The organism is Rhodanobacter sp. MP1X3, assembly GCF_014207165.1.
Lineage (GTDB): Bacteria > Pseudomonadota > Gammaproteobacteria > Xanthomonadales > Rhodanobacteraceae > Rhodanobacter.
Genome location: NZ_JACHCO010000001.1, coordinates 810,735 through 827,705 on the forward strand (window position 1 = coordinate 810,735; position 16,971 = coordinate 827,705).

16 protein-coding genes are annotated in these 16,971 nt (G+C 61.1%); 11 read left to right on the forward strand and 5 right to left on the reverse strand.

What is annotated here, in order from left to right; translation table 11 throughout:
* The first annotated feature begins 12 nt into the window (after window positions 1-12).
* Window positions 13-2,040: an ATP-binding protein gene (locus tag HDE79_RS03285; RefSeq protein ID WP_184600484.1), complete on the forward strand. Its 2,028-nt coding sequence runs from the start codon at window positions 13-15 to the stop codon at window positions 2,038-2,040.
* Between the two features lie 67 nt (window positions 2,041-2,107).
* Here HDE79_RS03285 and HDE79_RS22200 read toward each other — a convergent pair whose 3' ends face one another.
* Window positions 2,108-3,271, reverse strand: a complete 1,164-nt coding sequence (locus HDE79_RS22200) for a pilin (RefSeq protein WP_184600485.1) — start codon at window positions 3,269-3,271, stop codon at window positions 2,108-2,110.
* A 395-nt stretch (window positions 3,272-3,666) separates the two neighbouring features.
* Between HDE79_RS22200 and trpE the strand changes: the two genes are divergently transcribed.
* From trpE to HDE79_RS03305, 3 genes are all read left to right on the forward strand, one after another.
* Window positions 3,667-5,145, forward strand: a complete 1,479-nt coding sequence (gene trpE, locus HDE79_RS03295) for an anthranilate synthase component I (RefSeq protein WP_184600486.1) — start codon at window positions 3,667-3,669, stop codon at window positions 5,143-5,145.
* A 5-nt stretch (window positions 5,146-5,150) separates the two neighbouring features.
* Window positions 5,151-5,831: a hypothetical protein gene (locus tag HDE79_RS03300; protein ID WP_184600487.1), complete on the forward strand. Its 681-nt coding sequence runs from the start codon at window positions 5,151-5,153 to the stop codon at window positions 5,829-5,831.
* Between the two features lie 500 nt (window positions 5,832-6,331).
* The gene (locus tag HDE79_RS03305; protein ID WP_184600488.1) at window positions 6,332-7,024 is read left to right on the forward strand and encodes a hypothetical protein; all 693 of its coding nucleotides are present in this window, start codon (window positions 6,332-6,334) and stop codon (window positions 7,022-7,024) included.
* 56 nt (window positions 7,025-7,080) lie between these two features.
* Here the strand turns inward: HDE79_RS03305 and HDE79_RS03310 are convergent, their stop codons facing one another.
* Window positions 7,081-9,240 carry a TonB-dependent siderophore receptor gene (locus tag HDE79_RS03310; RefSeq protein WP_184600489.1) on the reverse strand — a complete coding sequence of 720 codons (2,160 nt, stop codon included), beginning with the start codon at window positions 9,238-9,240 and terminating at the stop codon, window positions 7,081-7,083.
* A gap of 171 nt (window positions 9,241-9,411) precedes the next feature.
* Window positions 9,412-9,600, reverse strand: a complete 189-nt coding sequence (locus HDE79_RS03315; RefSeq protein ID WP_184600490.1) for a hypothetical protein — start codon at window positions 9,598-9,600, stop codon at window positions 9,412-9,414.
* Window positions 9,601-9,902: 302 nt separating this feature from the next.
* Between HDE79_RS03315 and HDE79_RS03320 the strand changes: the two genes are divergently transcribed.
* From HDE79_RS03320 to HDE79_RS03340, 5 genes are all read left to right on the forward strand, one after another.
* The gene (locus HDE79_RS03320) at window positions 9,903-10,499 is read left to right on the forward strand and encodes an aminodeoxychorismate/anthranilate synthase component II (RefSeq protein WP_184600491.1); all 597 of its coding nucleotides are present in this window, start codon (window positions 9,903-9,905) and stop codon (window positions 10,497-10,499) included.
* A gap of 17 nt (window positions 10,500-10,516) precedes the next feature.
* Complete coding sequence (gene trpD, locus HDE79_RS03325; RefSeq protein WP_184601082.1) at window positions 10,517-11,557, forward strand: anthranilate phosphoribosyltransferase; 1,041 nt, start codon at window positions 10,517-10,519, stop codon at window positions 11,555-11,557.
* A gap of 120 nt (window positions 11,558-11,677) precedes the next feature.
* The gene (trpC, locus tag HDE79_RS03330) at window positions 11,678-12,472 is read left to right on the forward strand and encodes an indole-3-glycerol phosphate synthase TrpC (RefSeq protein ID WP_184600492.1); all 795 of its coding nucleotides are present in this window, start codon (window positions 11,678-11,680) and stop codon (window positions 12,470-12,472) included.
* 83 nt (window positions 12,473-12,555) lie between these two features.
* Entirely contained in the window at window positions 12,556-13,248 is a 693-nt protein-coding gene (locus HDE79_RS03335; protein WP_255488221.1) for a haloacid dehalogenase-like hydrolase, read from the forward strand.
* A 44-nt stretch (window positions 13,249-13,292) separates the two neighbouring features.
* Window positions 13,293-13,793 (forward strand): GNAT family N-acetyltransferase, encoded by a 501-nt coding sequence (locus tag HDE79_RS03340; protein ID WP_343205898.1) that lies wholly within the window; start codon window positions 13,293-13,295, stop codon window positions 13,791-13,793.
* Here HDE79_RS03340 and crp read toward each other — a convergent pair.
* Complete coding sequence (crp, locus tag HDE79_RS03345; protein ID WP_184601084.1) at window positions 13,790-14,491, reverse strand: cAMP-activated global transcriptional regulator CRP; 702 nt, start codon at window positions 14,489-14,491, stop codon at window positions 13,790-13,792. The two genes, HDE79_RS03340 and crp, sit on opposite strands and share 4 nt — an antisense overlap.
* 291 nt (window positions 14,492-14,782) lie before the next feature.
* Here crp and speD point away from each other — a divergent pair, with 291 nt between their 5' ends.
* Window positions 14,783-15,568, forward strand: coding sequence for an adenosylmethionine decarboxylase (speD, locus tag HDE79_RS03350; protein WP_184600494.1), 786 nt, complete (start codon window positions 14,783-14,785; stop codon window positions 15,566-15,568).
* Window positions 15,569-15,624: 56 nt separating this feature from the next.
* Here speD and coq7 read toward each other — a convergent pair whose 3' ends face one another.
* Entirely contained in the window at window positions 15,625-16,266 is a 642-nt protein-coding gene (gene coq7 / locus HDE79_RS03355) for a 2-polyprenyl-3-methyl-6-methoxy-1,4-benzoquinone monooxygenase (RefSeq protein ID WP_184600495.1), read from the reverse strand.
* 273 nt (window positions 16,267-16,539) lie between these two features.
* Between coq7 and rplM the strand changes: the two genes are divergently transcribed.
* Window positions 16,540-16,968 carry a 50S ribosomal protein L13 gene (gene rplM, locus HDE79_RS03360; protein WP_184600496.1) on the forward strand — a complete coding sequence of 143 codons (429 nt, stop codon included), beginning with the start codon at window positions 16,540-16,542 and terminating at the stop codon, window positions 16,966-16,968.
* Window positions 16,969-16,971: the final 3 nt, after the last annotated feature.

Below are 16,971 nucleotides of genomic sequence, written 5' to 3' on the forward strand. Positions count from 1 at the left end.
GATGGCCCTCTGATGACCCTGCGTAAAAAACTGTTGCTGGTCGCGCTATGCACGCTGGCGTTGCCGGTTGCCGGCTGGTTGTATGTGCGGCAGATGGAAACGCTGCTGCGCGAAGGGCAGGCCGATGCCTTGCTCGCCTCGGCACGGGCCGTGGCGCGCAGTCTGGTGGTGACCGGCGCGGTGCTGCCGGAGGATGCCAGCGGCTGGTATGTACAGGAGGCGACCAGCCCGATCACGGTGGATGGTTACGGCGACGACTGGGCACCGCTGACACCATGGAGTCAGTCGCTCGGATCATCATCGAATTCGCGCGGCAAGCTGCTGTTGGCGCAAGACAGCGATTGGCTTTACCTGTACGCCGATATTCGCGATACCCGTCGCACGCGCGCCGATGCCGACGATGCGAATGCACTGGCAGCCGATCATCTGATCCTGACGCTGGCGAATGCGACGGGTAAGCAGCGCTATCTGTTGGCTAGCGCCGCACCCGGTCCATTGACGGCACGTCCGCTTGATCCACCGGTGGCCGGTTTCCCCGACCCACTCACAGCGCAATGGCAGGAAGACGGCAGCGGCTATCGGGTCGAGCTGCGCTTGCCGCGCAGTTTGAAACTACGTGCGCTGGGCGTGGGCGTGTACGACGCATCCGCCGGCGGCGATCCGATGGCGGCCGACACACGGCCCTTGCTCGCATATTCCACGACGCTTTCCAGCGAACTGGCCAGGCTCGCACCGGACGAAGTACAGGCGCGTGTGCTGGCGCCGCAGGGCTGGCTGTTGGGCCGCAGCGGCCGATTGAACACAGCCCCGGGCACTGACGGCCAGCCAGGATGGTTTGCTTCGATCATCTACCGCTCCCTGCTGGGCAAGCGACTGGAAGATGCCAACCTGTGGTCGCAAGACGTGCCGCGATTGGATACGCGCGAAGTCGTTCGTGCCAGCGTCGGCAAACCGGTCAGTGTGTGGCGCAGTGGCGAGGAGCGCGGCAGCGTGGTGCTGGCCGCGGCCGTGCCGATCGGGCAGGGAGGAAAGATCAATGGCGTGCTGCTGCTGGAGCAGGCCAGCCGCACTGTGCCACTGCTGGCCAATCGCGCGCTGCTGGGGCTGCTGCTTACCAGTTTCGGGGTGCTGCTGGTCGCTGGCGGAATACTGCTGGCATTTGCTACCCGGCTCAGCCTGCGCCTCGGCCGGTTACGCAATGCAGCCGAGCGCGCGCAGCTCAACGATGGACGTCTGGACGGCCTCTTCGAAAATGGCCGTTTCCCGATGACCGATGCGGTCGACGAGATCGGCGACCTGGCACGCAGCTTCGAAAAGCTGTTCGAACTGGTTGGCAGCTACACCGACTACCTGCGCACGCTGGCGTCCAAGCTCTCGCACGAACTCAATACGCCGCTGGCGATCGTCAAATCGTCGTTGGACAACCTGGAGCATGCGTCGATGGCGCCGGAAGCTCAGCCGTACCTCGAGCGCGCTCGCGACGGCGTGGCGCGACTCGGTGCGCTGGTGAGGGCGATGAGCGAGTCCAGCCGCATGGAGCGATCGATCACCACGGCCGAACCCGAAGATGTGGACTTGCGCGACGTGGTACGCGGCTGCGCTGATGCCTACCGCGCGCTGATCGGTGCACGCCGGCTTGACTGCGTGTTGCCCGATGCACCGCTCACCCTGCATTGCGCGCCCGAGCTGATCGCGCAGGCGCTGGATAAATTGTTCGACAACGCGCTGTCATTCACGCCCGAACAGGGTTGGCTGCGACTGACCCTGCGACCGATCGAAGGCGGTGCGCAAATCGAGCTCGCCAATCAGGGAGCATTGCTGCCTGAAGCCATGCAAGGCCGTCTGTTCGATACGCTGGTCAGCCTGCGCGACAAGGCCACGCCGGGCGATGTGCCACATCTTGGCCTGGGTCTCTATGTGGTGCGACTGGTCGCCGAGCGCCATAACGGCGTCGCTACTGCCCACAATCTCGACGACGGCAGCGGCGTGGTTTTTGCGTTGCAGCTGCATGGCATGGCGCGGCAACGTTTGGGCGGCTAGTAATTTTGGATACGGTTGAAAATCCGGGCCGAACGTAGCCATGCCAGCAACGTTCAGCCCGGCTGATTCATTGCCGGCAGGCGATGGGCAGATCCTTGTCTGGAACCGTGGTTTCGGTATTGCAGCTCCATGTTATCTGGCCGGCGTTAAGTGTCGGCGTCAGTACGAGAACCTTGTCGCGAATCGTCACGTTGGCGCCAGCGGTGTCGAAGGCAACCGTGATCTTGCCGCCGGAAACGTCCACGCTGGAAACATATCGGCCGGTGATCGACGTGCTTGGGTCAAGTCCGGCTGCCGTGTTGTCCGGCGGCACGGCGTGGCGATTCGTGTAGTACTCGGTAAAGGCTGTCTTGGTTCCTTCGGCGAGCGTCAGTCCTTCGGAGACTTGGGTACGAATGATGTAATTCTGATAGGCGGGAATGGCGATAGCCGCCAGGATAGAAATCATGAATAAGGGCAATACGAGAAGTATCCAGAGCACGCCTTTTGACGCCTTCGGCTCGGTTCGTCCGGTATTTTTCCAGTGCGCTATCCAGCTCAGCTGGCCCTGGAGGTAATACATGTTGAAAAAGAACAGGGTTATGCCGCCGATCTCCACCGGCAGGCCGATAGGGATCAGATTCCGCCGCATCGAGCCGGCCATCGAGAAGTAGGCCACCAGGTACAGAATCCAGTAGCTCAGCATCAACAACCCGCCAAGGCCGGTCAGGCCAGAGCCTCCAGTGGCCAGCGATTTTATGCCGGAAAAATAGAAGACCTCGCCCACCGCACAGGCAATAAAAGCCAGGGCCAGCAGTAGGGTGGCCTTGCTCCCGCTATCGATCTTGCGCACCCAGCTGGCCTGGATGAATGGCCAGATGATGCCGAAGATGCCGAAAGAGATCATGGTGAACAGCAGCACCAGACCCCAGTGCAGCGACGGCGGCATCGGCAGTTCAGCGCGTTCCACGTCGCTGTGGTTGGTCGGTGCGTACCGTTGTGCCGAGAAGGAGTCAGCCGTGTAAGTATGGCCCGAAGATCGAAAGCCGGGCGGTGGTGGAGGCTGCTGCTGCCCGCCCGCTGTCGCGGAAAACATGCCGCTCAGCGGTACCCAATCCGGCATGCCCTCGCGCCATACCAGCGCATCGGCAGCGAACTTCCCTTCGGCCAGCCACTGGCGAACGGTTGCTTCGGGGTATGGGCCGTATTTTTCGCCGTTCTGGCCTATCCATATCTGGTCGTCAATTGTCACGGTGAAATCCCCTGTCGTCGTGATGAAGCTGCGTGATTGGCAATCGAGCCGGCACTTTCAAAAGACCGTCCGTGCTTGTTGGAACGGTTTGACTGGTTTTTGAAAATACAGGCGCTGGCAATTCCTACTGAGAAATCGATGGTGAAGTAGCCATGAGGCTGCCACTGTCAACGCCGAATTTAGTGGCAACAGGAGCTCAGGCGAGAGCAGCCGTTGCTTGCCGGCTAGCGAGCCGACAGTCATTGTGCCGTAGCGATCCACCTTGCATTTCCCCTGTTCCTTCCAATCGAGAGTAGACGTGCCTGCGGAACGTATCAAGCCGGGTATGCGCCATCGTGCCGACGCGGCCGCAGCCTGCTATCTTCAGCAGCCGCTCCCCTGAGTCAGAACTGCTTGTGATCTCCCGAGACGAATTCGATGCGCTGGTGGCCAAGGGTCACACGCGCATACCGCTGGTGCGCGAGGTGTTTTCCGACCTCGACACGCCGCTGTCGGTGTACCTGAAGCTGGCTGACGGCCGCTATACCTTCCTGTTTGAATCGGTCGAGGGTGGCGCCACTTGGGGGCGTTACTCCATCATCGGCCTGCCGGCCAAGCGCGTGTATCGGTTGCGCGGACACGAGTTAGAGGTGGAGGATTCGGGCGAGGTGACCGAGCGTCGCCATGTCGCCGATCCACTGGCCGAAATCGAAGTGCTTCGCCAGCAGTACGACGTACCGCGGCTGCCCGAGCTACCGGCCTTCAGCGGTGGCCTCGTCGGTTACTTTGGTTTCGAGACCATCGGCTACATCGAGCCGCGTCTGGCGCAATGGGATCGCGCCGACGAACTGGGTACGGCCGACGTGCTGCTGATGCTGGCCGAAGAGGTGGCGGTATTCGATAACCTCAAGGGTCGCTTGTACCTGATCGTGCATGCCGACCCGTCGCAGCCACAGGCGTATGCCGTGGCGCAGCGTCGGCTCGATGCGCTGGTTTATCGCCTAAGGCAGGGTGGTGTCTCGTATCCGTCGCCTACGCAGTCCGTGGCACTGGTGGACGAAAGCGATTTCACTTCGTCGTTCACGCGCGAGGAATTCGAAGCCATGGTCGAACGCGCGAAGGAATACATCCGTGCCGGTGACATTTTCCAGGTAGTGCCGTCGCAGCGGCTCAGCGTAGGGTTCAATGCACGGCCGATCGATGTATACCGCGCGTTGCGTGCGCTCAATCCGTCGCCGTACATGTATTTCGTCGACCTCGGCGATACGCAGATCGTCGGCTCGTCGCCGGAAATTCTGGCGCGACTGAAAGATGGCAAGGTGGTCGTGCGTCCGCTTGCAGGCACGCGCAAGCGCGGCGCCACGGAGGCGGAAGACCAGGCGCTGGAAGCCGAGCTGCTGGCTGATCCGAAGGAGCGCGCCGAGCACGTGATGCTGATCGACCTGGGCCGCAACGACATCGGCCGCATCAGCGAAACCGGTAGCGTGGAGGTAAGCGAATCGTTCGCGATCGAGCGCTACTCGCACGTGATGCATATCGTCTCGCAGGTCCAGGGCGATGCGCTGCCCGGCCTCAGCTATATGGACGTGCTCAAGGCGACATTCCCGGCCGGCACGCTCAGCGGCGCGCCAAAGATTCGCGCACTGGAAATTATCCAGGAGCTGGAGCCGTACAAGCGCAACATCTACGCCGGCGCGATCGGCTGGATCGGCTGGTGGGGCGATGCGGACACCGCGATTGCGATCCGCACGGCGGTGATCCAGAACGGTCGCCTGCACGTGCAGGCCGGTGCCGGCATCGTCTACGACTCTGATCCTGCCGCCGAGTGGGAGGAGACGATGAGCAAAGGACGCGCGCTGTTCCGTGCGGTGGCGCAGGCGGCGAAGGGGTTGTGATCAATATGCGACAAACGTACTCGCTGATAACGGCGCTCGCGCTGTGTCTGCTGACCGACAGCGCGTTAGCGCGTGATGCAGCAACGACTTGGCCCGATACACCGATGGGCAGACTTGAAGCGTTGGCCATGTTGCAAACCTTCAACGCCGATTTGCTTAGCCACGACAGCGCCACGCTGACGCTGGAGCGCTGGTGTGGCGATCACCACATGGCGGAACCAGCGAAAATCAGTGCGCAGCGTGTCGCAGGTGAAGACAAATCGCTGCCTGACGACCTTCGCGCGCAGCTACAGATTGCGCCAGGTGAGCCCGTGCGCTATCGCCGTGTGCTGCTGCGCTGCGGCGAGCACATACTCTCCGAGGCGGATAACTGGTATGTGCCGTCGCGGCTGACCGCTGCGATGAACGAGCAACTCGATCACACCGACATACCGTTCGGTCGGGTGGTGCTGCCGCTGCATTTTCGTCGACAGACGCTGGATGCGAAGCTGCTATGGTCGCCGTTGCCGGCAGGCTGGGAAATGCATGGTGATGTCTCGCCATCGGGGCGCGTTGAGCTTTCGATACCGCATCAGGTGTTGCAACATCGCGCGGTTCTATATGCGGCGGACAATCGCCCCTTCAGCACAGTGATCGAAACCTATACCGAGCAGGTGCTGGCGTTTCCGCCGCCTGGTGGCCACTGAGTCTCCATCACGTGGAGCATTTGCTCACTTGGGCTCCGCCAGCCGTTTGCGCAATACCAGCGCTTGATCGCGAATCGCCTTGGGCTGATCGTCGCTCAGTCGCTCCAGCGGTCTCCATTGCAGTGCGCAGATGATGACCAAAGCGGGTCCGATCGCACTGCGCTGATGGCGTTATTCCATCAGGCCTATCAGCCCACTGTCAGGCAAATTATCCTCGATCAAATAGGGATTACCTCCGAGCTGGTGCGTTGAGGTTTCCTCGAAACCAACGATTTGTTTTCTGCCAGGGTGCCATTGCCCCTCGAATTTCATAGCAGATTCCTGTAAGAATATTGGCGCGCGATGACTGGGGGGTACTCGCGCCGAAGCATCCTGCCGCAACGCGGCGGCCTCTGCGGATGCCAGGGGCCACGATGCAGGTTTCCACTTCCGGTGCCTTTCATGCCGACGCTCAGATGAGCGCCGGGCATTTCTGTGGAAATTTAAAATCAGGAGGATCTATGCACCAGTTGAGCAAGAAAGTCGCCGTAATCGGATTGACCTACGGCCTTTCAGCCTGCGCTTCGATCGTTGGCGGTACACATCAGCACCTCACCGTGGAAACACGTTCAGCCAATCAGGACATCGTCGGGGCCGACTGCACACTCAGCAATGAACGCGATACGCAGCACGTGACTACACCTGGAACAGTCACCATTCATCGAGGCAGTGCGCCGCTAGAAGTTCGCTGCGTCAAGGACGGTGCATCTATCGGTGGTCAGTCGTTCTATTCGACCATCCGCCCTATGGTTTGGGGCAATATTCTGTTCGGTGGCCTGATCGGGCTGGTCGTGGATTTCAGCAATGACGCTGCACATCACTACCCTAACGCGTTGACAGTGCTGACGACCTATTCGGGGCAGCAGACTTCAACTACTTACGTGCCATCTGTCGCGGCTCCCGGTGCAGTATCTGCGCCGGGCTTGATGGGGTCATCCCAGCCTGACGGTCTGGCCAGTCTGGACAATCGCATCAGTCCAGCCACGTTTAATGCCGCTCAGAACGTGGCTGCGAGACAGCAGTGCGATCGCGCCATTCATGTGGTGATGGCGGATGGTCAGCGTGCCTTGTTTGAGTCGACCTGTCCGGCCAGTACGACCTTGCAGATTGAGTGCAAAGCCGCAGAGTGCGTTCCGGTACATACCGCTACCTGACGAAATAAAAGCTCGGCGAGTCGCGCTCGCCGAGCTTTCTGCAAGTCTTTCGCAGATTAAAGCGTCAGTGTCACGCTGGCTCGCACCGTTCGCGGCGTGCCCTGATTGAGGATGAAGCCCCAGCTGGTGAGCCAGTATTTTTCGTTGGCGAGATTGTCGATGCCGAGGCGATAAGTGATCGCGTGGTTGCCGAGCGATGTGCTGTAGCGCGCGCCGAGGTCGAAGGTGTGATACGCGCCGATGAAGTTGCTGTTGTCGGCTTCGACGGCTTCATTGCCGACGTAGCGGCCGCCGGCGTTCAGCACCAGTCCGGCGATCTGCGGCACGGCATATTCGACGTAGAGGTTGCCCTGCATGCGTGGTGCGCCATAGGCGCGCTTGCCGTCCACATCCGCCGCGGCGCGTACATTGCTGGCGTCGAGGTACATCACGCCACCAATCAGGGTCCAGTTGTTGGCCAGGGACATCTGTGCGGAAAGGTCGATGCCCTGGTAGCGTGTCTGTCCGTTCTGCACGAACACATTGTTGGAGTTCAGGTACTGCAGGCCGCGATCGACGCGGAACAGCGCGAGGTTGGCGTTCCACGTCTCGAACTCGGTCTTGGCGCCCAGCTCGAACTGCTTGCTGATGGTGGGTGCGAAGGTCTGATACGCATTCACGGCGGTCTGCGGCGCACTGCCGCCCTGTTCCAGCGACTGCACATAACTCGCGTACAAGGAAACCGGCGCGATGGGTTTGTAAATCAGCGCTGCGGTCGGTGTCAGTGGGCTCTTTTCGTAGCGTGCGGCGATGACCGGGCTGCCAACATTGAACGTCTTGTCGTCATAGTCCATATAGCGCAGGCCGAGCAGGGCCGACCATTGCGGAGAGAACGTGATCGTGTCGCTGGCGAATAGCGAGCGCTGCGTGGTGCTCTCCGCCAGGTAGGTGCTGCGGTTGACCGCGACATCTGGATTGACGAACAGCGGCACATCGAAAATGTTGCCCTGGCCCAGCACCTGCGACTGGAACTCGAGCGGGTAATGCTCGTCCAGGCGCTGCCAGGAAGCGCCGAACACCACGTCATGCCTGATCGAGCCCGTCTCGAACTTGCCGCTGAACATGCCCTGCCATTGCTGGTAGTTGTAGACCGAGTGGCCCATGTAGTTGAGGTCGGTGTAGCCGCCCTGGTTGTCGGTGAGGATCAGCGCGCTGTCCCGGTTATCGCGGGTCTGCCTGGCATAGCTGGAGTCGACGCTGAAATTCCAGTCGGGTGAGATATCCCACTTCACGCCGGTATTGGCGACGCGGAACGAGGTCTGGTAGCCGGTGAAGGGCTGGCTCACGCGCTGATTGCCATCGAGCGGTGTGGGCACATGCACGCCCGTCGCCATGCCGTAGTCCTGGCCGAGGATGATGCCGTAGTAAGCGCCGCGCACATCGCGATCCTGATAGATGCTGTTGAAGTGCCAGTGCAGGTTCGGTGCGATGTCCTTGGTCAGCGCCAGCGACGCGGCATTGCGCTTGATATGGCCACCATCGACGAAGGTATCGCCATCCTCGTGTGCCAGATTGATGCGGTAACCCCAGCCGCCCTGGCCGCCGAACGTGCCACCGAGATCAACGGCTTCCTTGAACACGCCATCGGATACATAGCCGAGCGTAAAGCTGGTGTAAGGCTGTAGCGTCGGCTGCTTGGAGACGAAGTTGAGGATGCCGCCCGGTTGGCCGAAGCCATACATGAAACCGCCTGGGCCTTTCAGCAGCTCGATCTGGCTGAACGGTTCCAACGGCATGTCGCTGCCCCAGTTTGGAATCGACAAGCCGTCCATCTTGTAGCCGTTGAGCAGATCCACGGGCAGTCCGCGCACGGCGATACCGGAGGACTCACCGACGTAACCGGATTCCAGTGGCGTGACGCCTGGATCGGCCTTGAAGACATCGTTGATATCCAGAGCCTGTCGGTTCTGGATCAGATCGGCGGTCACCGCGTCGATGCTGAAAGGCGTGTCGAGCACGCTGCGCGTGCCGAGCGCACCCGCGGTGGCATCGCTGGCGTGATAAGTATCGCTGTTGCGATTGGCGATCACGGTGACTTGGCCGAGATCTTTGGCCTGCTGTGGATCGGCACCATCGGCGTGGGCGGTGTTGATCGTCAGTGCGGCGAGAATCATCACAGCGATAAGTCGGCGCGAGCCGACGTTTGAATTGACGCCATGGAAAAGGGCGACAGGCATGAGTAGCTCCTTGGATGGGATGCTTGCCCTGCTGGCGTCGGCTTGCGGGACTTTCGTGGGTGAATATGGGAATGAGTAAGGGCGAAGGTTTCGGCTAACGCGGCGAGGTTTGCTCCTCGACAGGCAACGCCCAGACGCTCTGCGGATCGCCATGCCGCGCGCCAGCGCGACCTAGGTCAGCATCAGCGTAGTCAGCACGGCGGCGATACCCGCGCTAGTTCCCGCTGCCATCAGCCAAGACGCCGTGCCGGCCACGATCATCAAGCCCCCGCGATGCGTGTAAGTCACTGCGTGCCGCCTGCTCTGCAGCACGAACCACGCTCCGGCAAGCGTCGACAGAAAGGCGCAAAGGGTGATCATTGACGTGCTTTGGATGCGAGCGACCGGGCAACGTGATGCAACGTGGGACGGGGACTCATGGCATCGATGCGTAAGTTAATGCGATGCATTCTCATTTGAGAGGCTGCCGATGTCAATCGACATGGCCTCTGCAGTTGTTGCGCGTGGCCGAGTCAGCGGATGACGGCAGCGGCCGTCATCCCGCACAATGGCCATCTATCTATGTGCACGAGCATCGGTTGTTCAAACAACCGGATCGCTCCGGAATGGTTCGAAGAGACTTTCCGAAGCACGTGCAGATTTATCGAAGGAATCCGCGACACATGCTGCTGATGATCGACAACTACGACAGCTTCACTTTCAACCTTGTGCAGTACCTTGGCGAACTCGGGCAGCAGGTGAAGGTGGTGCGCAATGATGCGCTGGATGTCGCCGGTATCCGCGCGCTGAAGCCCTCACACATCATGATTTCGCCGGGGCCTGGTACGCCGGATGACGCAGGTGTGTCGCTGGATGTGCTGCGTGAGCTGTCGGCAGAGATTCCGGTGTTTGGCGTGTGCCTCGGTCATCAGGCGATCGGCCAGGCGTTCGGCGGCAAGGTGATCCGTGCCAAGCAGATCATGCACGGCAAGACTTCGCCGGTGCGCCATCGCGGACATGGGGTGTTTGCCGGATTGCCTGATCCATTCGAAGCGACGCGTTATCACTCGTTGGTGGTCGAGCAGCACTCGCTGCCGGATTGCCTCGAAGTGACTGCGTGGACCGAGAACCCAGACGGCTCGATCGACGAAATCATGGGCCTGCGTCACAAGACGCTGGCGGTGGAAGGTGTGCAGTTTCATCCCGAGTCGATCCTGACCCAGCACGGCCACGACCTATTGAGGAATTTCCTCGGTCAGCCGTTGAGGCTGGCCGCGTGAGTTCGCATCAGCGTGAAATCACGATCACCCCGAAGGAAGCCTTGCAGCGCACGATTGAGCACCGCGAGATTTTCCACGACGAGATGATTTCGCTGATGCGCCAGATCATGAGCGGACAGGTGAGCCCACTGATGACGGCCGCGATCATGACCGGCCTGCGCGTCAAGAAAGAAACCATCGGCGAGATCACCGGCGCGGCGCGCGTCATGCGCGAACTGTCGGCGAAGGTGCCGATCGAAGGCGATGATAGCCATCTGCTGGATATCGTCGGCACTGGCGGCGACGGGGCGTCGAGTTTCAATATTTCCACCACGTCGATGTTTGTGGCCGCGGCGGCTGGTGCGCGCGTGGCCAAACACGGCGGGCGCAGCGTATCGTCGAAATCCGGCAGTGCCGATGTGCTGGAAGCGCTGGGTGCATCGATCGACCTCATGCCAGCGCAGGTCGCGCAGTGCATGGCCGAGACAAACATCGGCTTCATGTTCGCCCCGAACCATCATCCGGCCATGAAGGTGGTGGCGCCGGCGCGGCACGAGATGGGCGTGCGCACGCTGTTCAATATTCTCGGCCCGCTGACCAATCCGGCCGATGCGCCGAATATCCTGATGGGTGTGTTCCATCCCGACCTCGTCGGCATCCAGATACGTGTGCTGCAGGCGCTCGGTGCACGGCAGGCGCTGGTGGTCTGGGGACGTGACGGCATGGATGAGATTTCGCTCGGTGCTACCACCCTGGTCGGCGAGCTACGCGATGGCGTGGTGCGCGAATACGAAATCGAACCAGAGGATTTCGGTTTCGCCATGGCCTCCAGCCGCAACTTGCGTGTGGAGGGCGTGGACGAGTCGAAGGCGATGCTGCTCGAAGCGCTGCAGGGTCGCCGTGGCGTGCCGCACGACATTGTCTGTCTCAACAGTGGCGCAGCGCTTTATGCGGCCGGTGTGGTCGATTCGATCGACGATGGCATCGATCTGGCGCGTTCGACGATTGCCAGCGGTGCAGCGCATGAAAAAATGCGCGCGTTCGTGGCGGCGACGCGAAAGCTGGCCGTGTCCGCATAAATCAGATCAACCGGCTTCAACCGCATTTTGCGCGTGCTTGCGTGACGCGAAGCGGCGATACTGGCACCCGTGCGCAGCACGTCGCGCGCTCCCACCCGCTGTATCAACAAGAGAAATGCCATGACCGACATTCTCAATCGTATTCTTGCGCGCAAAGCCGAAGAGGTTGCCGAGCGCAAAGCGAAAACACCGATGGCCGAGCTGATCGCGCGCATCAAGGATTTGCATGACACCCGCGGCTTCGCCGCGGCGATCGAATCGAAGATCGCCGCCGGCCTGCCGGCTGTCATCGCCGAGGTAAAAAAGGCCAGCCCAAGCAAAGGTGTGATCCGGGCAGATTTTGATCCGGCCGCGATCGCGCGCAGCTACGAGGAAGCTGGCGCTGCCTGTCTTTCCGTGCTGACCGATAGCGATTTTTTCCAGGGCAGTGAGGCGTTTTTGCAGCAGGCGTTGGGCGCGTGCTCATTGCCGGTGTTGCGCAAGGATTTCATCATCGACCCGTACCAGGTGTACGAGGCGCGCGCGATTGGCGCGGATTGCGTGCTGTTGATCGTTTCGGCGCTGGATGACGATGTGCTGCTGCAGCTGTCGCTGCTCGCTGCGGAACTCGATCTTGACGTGCTGTGCGAAGTGCACGACGAAGAGGAGCTGGAACGGGCGATGGCCGTGCCGGTGCCCCTGATCGGCGTCAACAATCGCAACCTGCGCAGCTTCGAGACCTCGCTGGAGACCTCGCTGGCGCTGCAGGATCTGATCGAATACGACCGCGTGCTGGTGGCCGAGTCGGGCATCCACACGCCCGAGGATGTGGCGCGTCTGCGCGAAGGCGGTATCCAGGCATTTCTGGTCGGTGAGGCTTTCATGCGTGCCGAAGATCCCGGCAGTGAACTGCGACGATTGTTCGGTACGCCGTGACTGCGCCGTTGCCGCAAGCGGAAAAGCCCGATACGGCCTGGATCGGTTCTGAGGCGATTGGCACTGACGTACCCGAGTCAGCCATGATCGAGTCGCCCGTGATGGACGCTGCCGCGATCGACGCCAAGATCTCGTGCGTGGTGTTGTTCGACTTCGACGGCGTGTTGATTCATGGCGATGCGTTCGGCCTTTTCATGCGCGATCGCTACAAGCGTTCGCTCATGCGCAAGTTGCTGGTACTGCCGACATTGCCTTGGCTGCTTTTCGGACTGATGGTGTCGTGGCGGTGGCCAGTGCGCACGCTGGTACATATCAGCCTGCTTGGCATCAGCGAGCAGCGATACGCAGCCGCCGCGAAGAGTTTTGCCGCACAGTTGGTGCGCCGACCGCGTCTGTTCAGTCGCGATGGCTTGCTGGCGCTGCGCCGTCATCAGGCTGCTGGCGACCGGGTGATTGTGGTCACCGGATGCGAGCACACGCTGGTGACCGGTATTTTGGAAGAGCTTGGTCTGACCCAGCTCGAAGTGCTTGCCTCGCAGCTGCGGCCGAGTTGGCTGGGTATGCGCGTGAAGCTGCACAATGTCGGCAAGCGCAAGCCGCAGATTTTGGCCTCGCATGGTCTCCAGGCCTGGCGGCGGGCTTACACCGATTCGTCGCAGGACATCCCCATGCTCAAGCCCGCTGCTGAGGCGGTGCTGGTCAACGGCACACCGAAGCTGTGCATGAAGATCGAGAAAGCGTTGGGCCGCAGCGTCACCCGCGTCGAGTGGTTTTGACGGCTGTGTCCGCGCCGACCGATCCCAGCAGGCACGGCACAACGGTGTCATTACAGATTGTGCCGTTCGAGCCGGCGCTGCGTGCGCATTTCTATCGACTCAACGCGCAATGGCTGGAGCGGCATTTTCGGATCGAGGATATTGATCGCCTGGTGCTGAGCGACCCGGAGACGCACGTGCTGCAGCCCGGCGGTGCGATCTTCTTTGCGCGACTGGGCGGGCACATCATCGGCACCTGCGCGTTGCTGCACGAGTCGCCCGGCGTGTACGAGTTGACGAAGATGGGCGTGGACGAGACTTTCCGCGGGCAGGGTGCAGGCCGTCGTCTGCTCGATGCCGCGATTGCCGAATTTCACCGGCGCGACGGTCAGCTGCTGTTTCTTGAATCCAGCAGCACGCTGACCATCGCCTTGCGCATGTACGAGCAGGCCGGCTTTGTGATGCAGCCGGCCATTCGCGTCGGCTCGCATTACCAGCGCGCCGACGTCTACATGATTTACGCTCCGATGAAGCACGGGGCGCCGGTGGTCGATCCGGTCGCTTAGCGCGTGCCGCGCACCACGATGGTTTTGCCCGATACGTCGATCATGCGCTGCTCTTCCAACTGCTTCAGCACACGACCGACCATCTCGCGCGAGCAGCCGACGATGCGGCTGACTTCCTGACGCGAGATGCGGATCTGCGTGCCGTCCGGATGCGTCATCGAATCGGGTTCCTGACACAGGTCCAGCAGTGTCCGGGAGATCCGGTTGGTGACATCCATGAAAGCCATCCGGCTGACTTGGCGCGAGGTGCGCAGCAGTCGGGTGGTCAGCTGCGCGCCGATGGCGAAAAGAATCTTCGGGCATTCCTCGCGCAGCGGGCCTTCCATCAGCTGGAACAGGCGTTCGTAGCTGATCTCGGCCATCTCGCAGGGAGTGCGCGTACGCACCATCGACTCACGCTGGGCCTGTTCAACAAACAGGCCCATCTCGCCGATGAACTGACCGCGGCTGATGTAGGCGAGGATCAGTTCGCGCCCCTGTTCGTCCTCGGTGCATACGGCCAGCGAGCCGTCGATGACGTAGTAAAGCGTGTTGGCCGGGTCGCCCGGGCGGATGATGGCGGTCTTGCCGGGATAGCGGCGGCGATGGCAAAGCGCAAGAAATCGCTCCATTGAGGCGGGATCAGGCGCGAAATTGAGCGGCGCCTGAGAACGTTCAAAAGCTTGTTGGAGCTGGTATTTGAGTTGCGCCACTATCATCCCCGCAGAAGGTTTCGTGCTGGCGGTGGTCAAGGCTGACCGCCAAATCAGTGTTCGTTGCCGTCCCCTGTTCACCTGCATTATGGCAAACCTCGGTGCCTTGCCGCAGGTTCAGTTTTTTGGCGTTTTACCTCATACTCCGCGGTCTTTCGGCAAGGGCAACTTTCAGGTTGTCGCACGCCGGTCACAAGGATCGCGGAAGGTTGCTGCCTGCGCGCCACACCATTCAGCGGGGACCCTTGTCGCTAACCCGCCTCTACTGCTGGCCTCATACCGCCATGGAGAGTCGTCTTGGTTAAACCACTACCCCGTCTTCGCCTGCAAGGTTTCAACAACCTGACCAAGGCGTTGAGCTTCAATATCTACGACATCTGCTACGCGGTGTCCGAAGAGCAGCGCCGCAACTACATCGAGTACATCGATGACCAGTACGACGCCGATCGCTTGACCCAGATCCTGACCGACGTGGCCGAGATCATCGGCGCCAACATCCTCAATATCGCACGCCAGGATTACGACCCGCAGGGCGCCTCGGTGACGATGCTGATCTCCGAGGAGCCGGTACTGGAGAAGCTGGGTCGCGACACCATCTCCGGTGCCGTGGTCGCGCACATGGACAAGAGCCACATCACTGTCCATACCTATCCGGAAACGCATCCGCACAACGGCATCGCCACCTTCCGAGCTGATATCGACGTGGCCACCTGTGGCGTGATCTCGCCGCTGAAGGCGCTGAACTACCTGATCGACAGCTTCGAGTCGGACATCGTGGTCTGCGACTATCGCGTGCGCGGCTTCACCCGCGACGTGAAGGGCAAGAAGCACTTCATCGACCACAAGATCAATTCGGTGCAGGACTACCTGGCCAAGCACATCCGCCAGAAGTACGAAATGTTCGACGTCAACGTGTATCAGGAAAACATGTTCCACACGAAGATGCACATCAAGGACTTCGATCTCGATACGTACCTGTTCGACTCGCATGCCGACGATCTGTCGTTCAAGGAGCGCCAGCGCATCGAGTCGCTGCTGCGACGTGAGATCGAGGAACTCTTCCACGGCCGCAACCTGATGTAACGAAAAACCCGCCGAGAGGCGGGTTTTTTTATGGGGCTTGCCGGATCGAGTGGCCGTCAGATGCGGTAAGCGACCGCCTTCATCACCATCGAGCTGAGCGACATCAGTTTCGGCAGGGGAAACGGCAGATCGACGCCGCCGCGCTGTTTTGCCTCCTGCGCGTGACGCGCTTCATCGGCCTGCATCTGGGCCAACACCGCGCGCGAGCGCTCGTCCGGCGCGGGAAGTTTTTCCAGGTGATCCTGCAGATGCGCCTCCACCTGACGCTCGGTTTCCACCACAAAGCCCAGGCTCAGCGGATCGCCGGCCAGCGCCGCGACCGCGCCGATCGTGTAGCTGCCCGCATACCACAGCGGATTGAACAGGCTCGGACGGCTGTCCAGCTCCTTCAGGCGGGCAGCACACCAGGCCAGATGATCGGTTTCCTCGTCGGCGGCATGCAGCAGGTGTTCGCGCGTATCCGCGTTGCGAGCCAGCACTGCCTGGCCCAGATACAACGCCTGCGCACAGACTTCACCGGTATGGTTGATCCGCATCAGGCCGGCTGCGTGGCGGCGCTCGGCTTCGTCCAGCTCCGCTTCGGTAACGCCGTTGGCAGGGGATGGGCGCTGCGCCTCGGGAGAGCCGGCAATAGCCTCCAGTGCGCGCTCGCATCGGGCCAGCAATTGATCCAAGGGCGTCAACGTGCGTACATTCATAGGGGCTCCTGATCCATTGGGGTGGGAGTTTGGGGGCGCAAAACGCCGATTTGACCGCGCCGGGCCTGGGTGCTGCCCGGATCGCCTGTCAGACGCTTGGGCGCCGTGCCCGTGGGGGACTTTTCAAGCGGTATGCCCATCATGCTATCATTGCCAGCTCACAGCCCGCCGGACGGCAGGCTTGCACCGTAGATGACAGCTCCGCTATCATCTCGCGCCTCTGATTGACCGATGATGTGTACCGCCTTACGGCGGCAGAACAGGTATTCTGAAATGAAAACGTTTAGCGCCAATGCAGACAACGTCAAGCGCGACTGGTTCGTGGTCGATGCCACGGACAAGACGCTCGGTCGCCTGTCGACCGAAATTGCACGTCGCCTGCGCGGCAAGCACAAGCCCGAGTACACCCCGCATTGCGACACCGGCGATTATATCGTCGTGATCAATGCGCAGAAGGTGCACGTCACCGGCCGCAAGCTGGACGACAAGAAATATCACCGTTTCACCGGTTATATCGGCAACCTGAAGACCACCAGCCTCAAGGATCTGCTCGCTACCTATCCGGAGCGAGTGATCGAGACCGCCGTCAAGGGCATGCTGCCGAAGAATTCACTGGGCCGCGAGATGTATCGCAAGCTCAAGGTCTACGGCGGTGCCGAGCATCCGCATACCGCACAGCAGCCGCAGGCGCTGGAACTCTAAGGA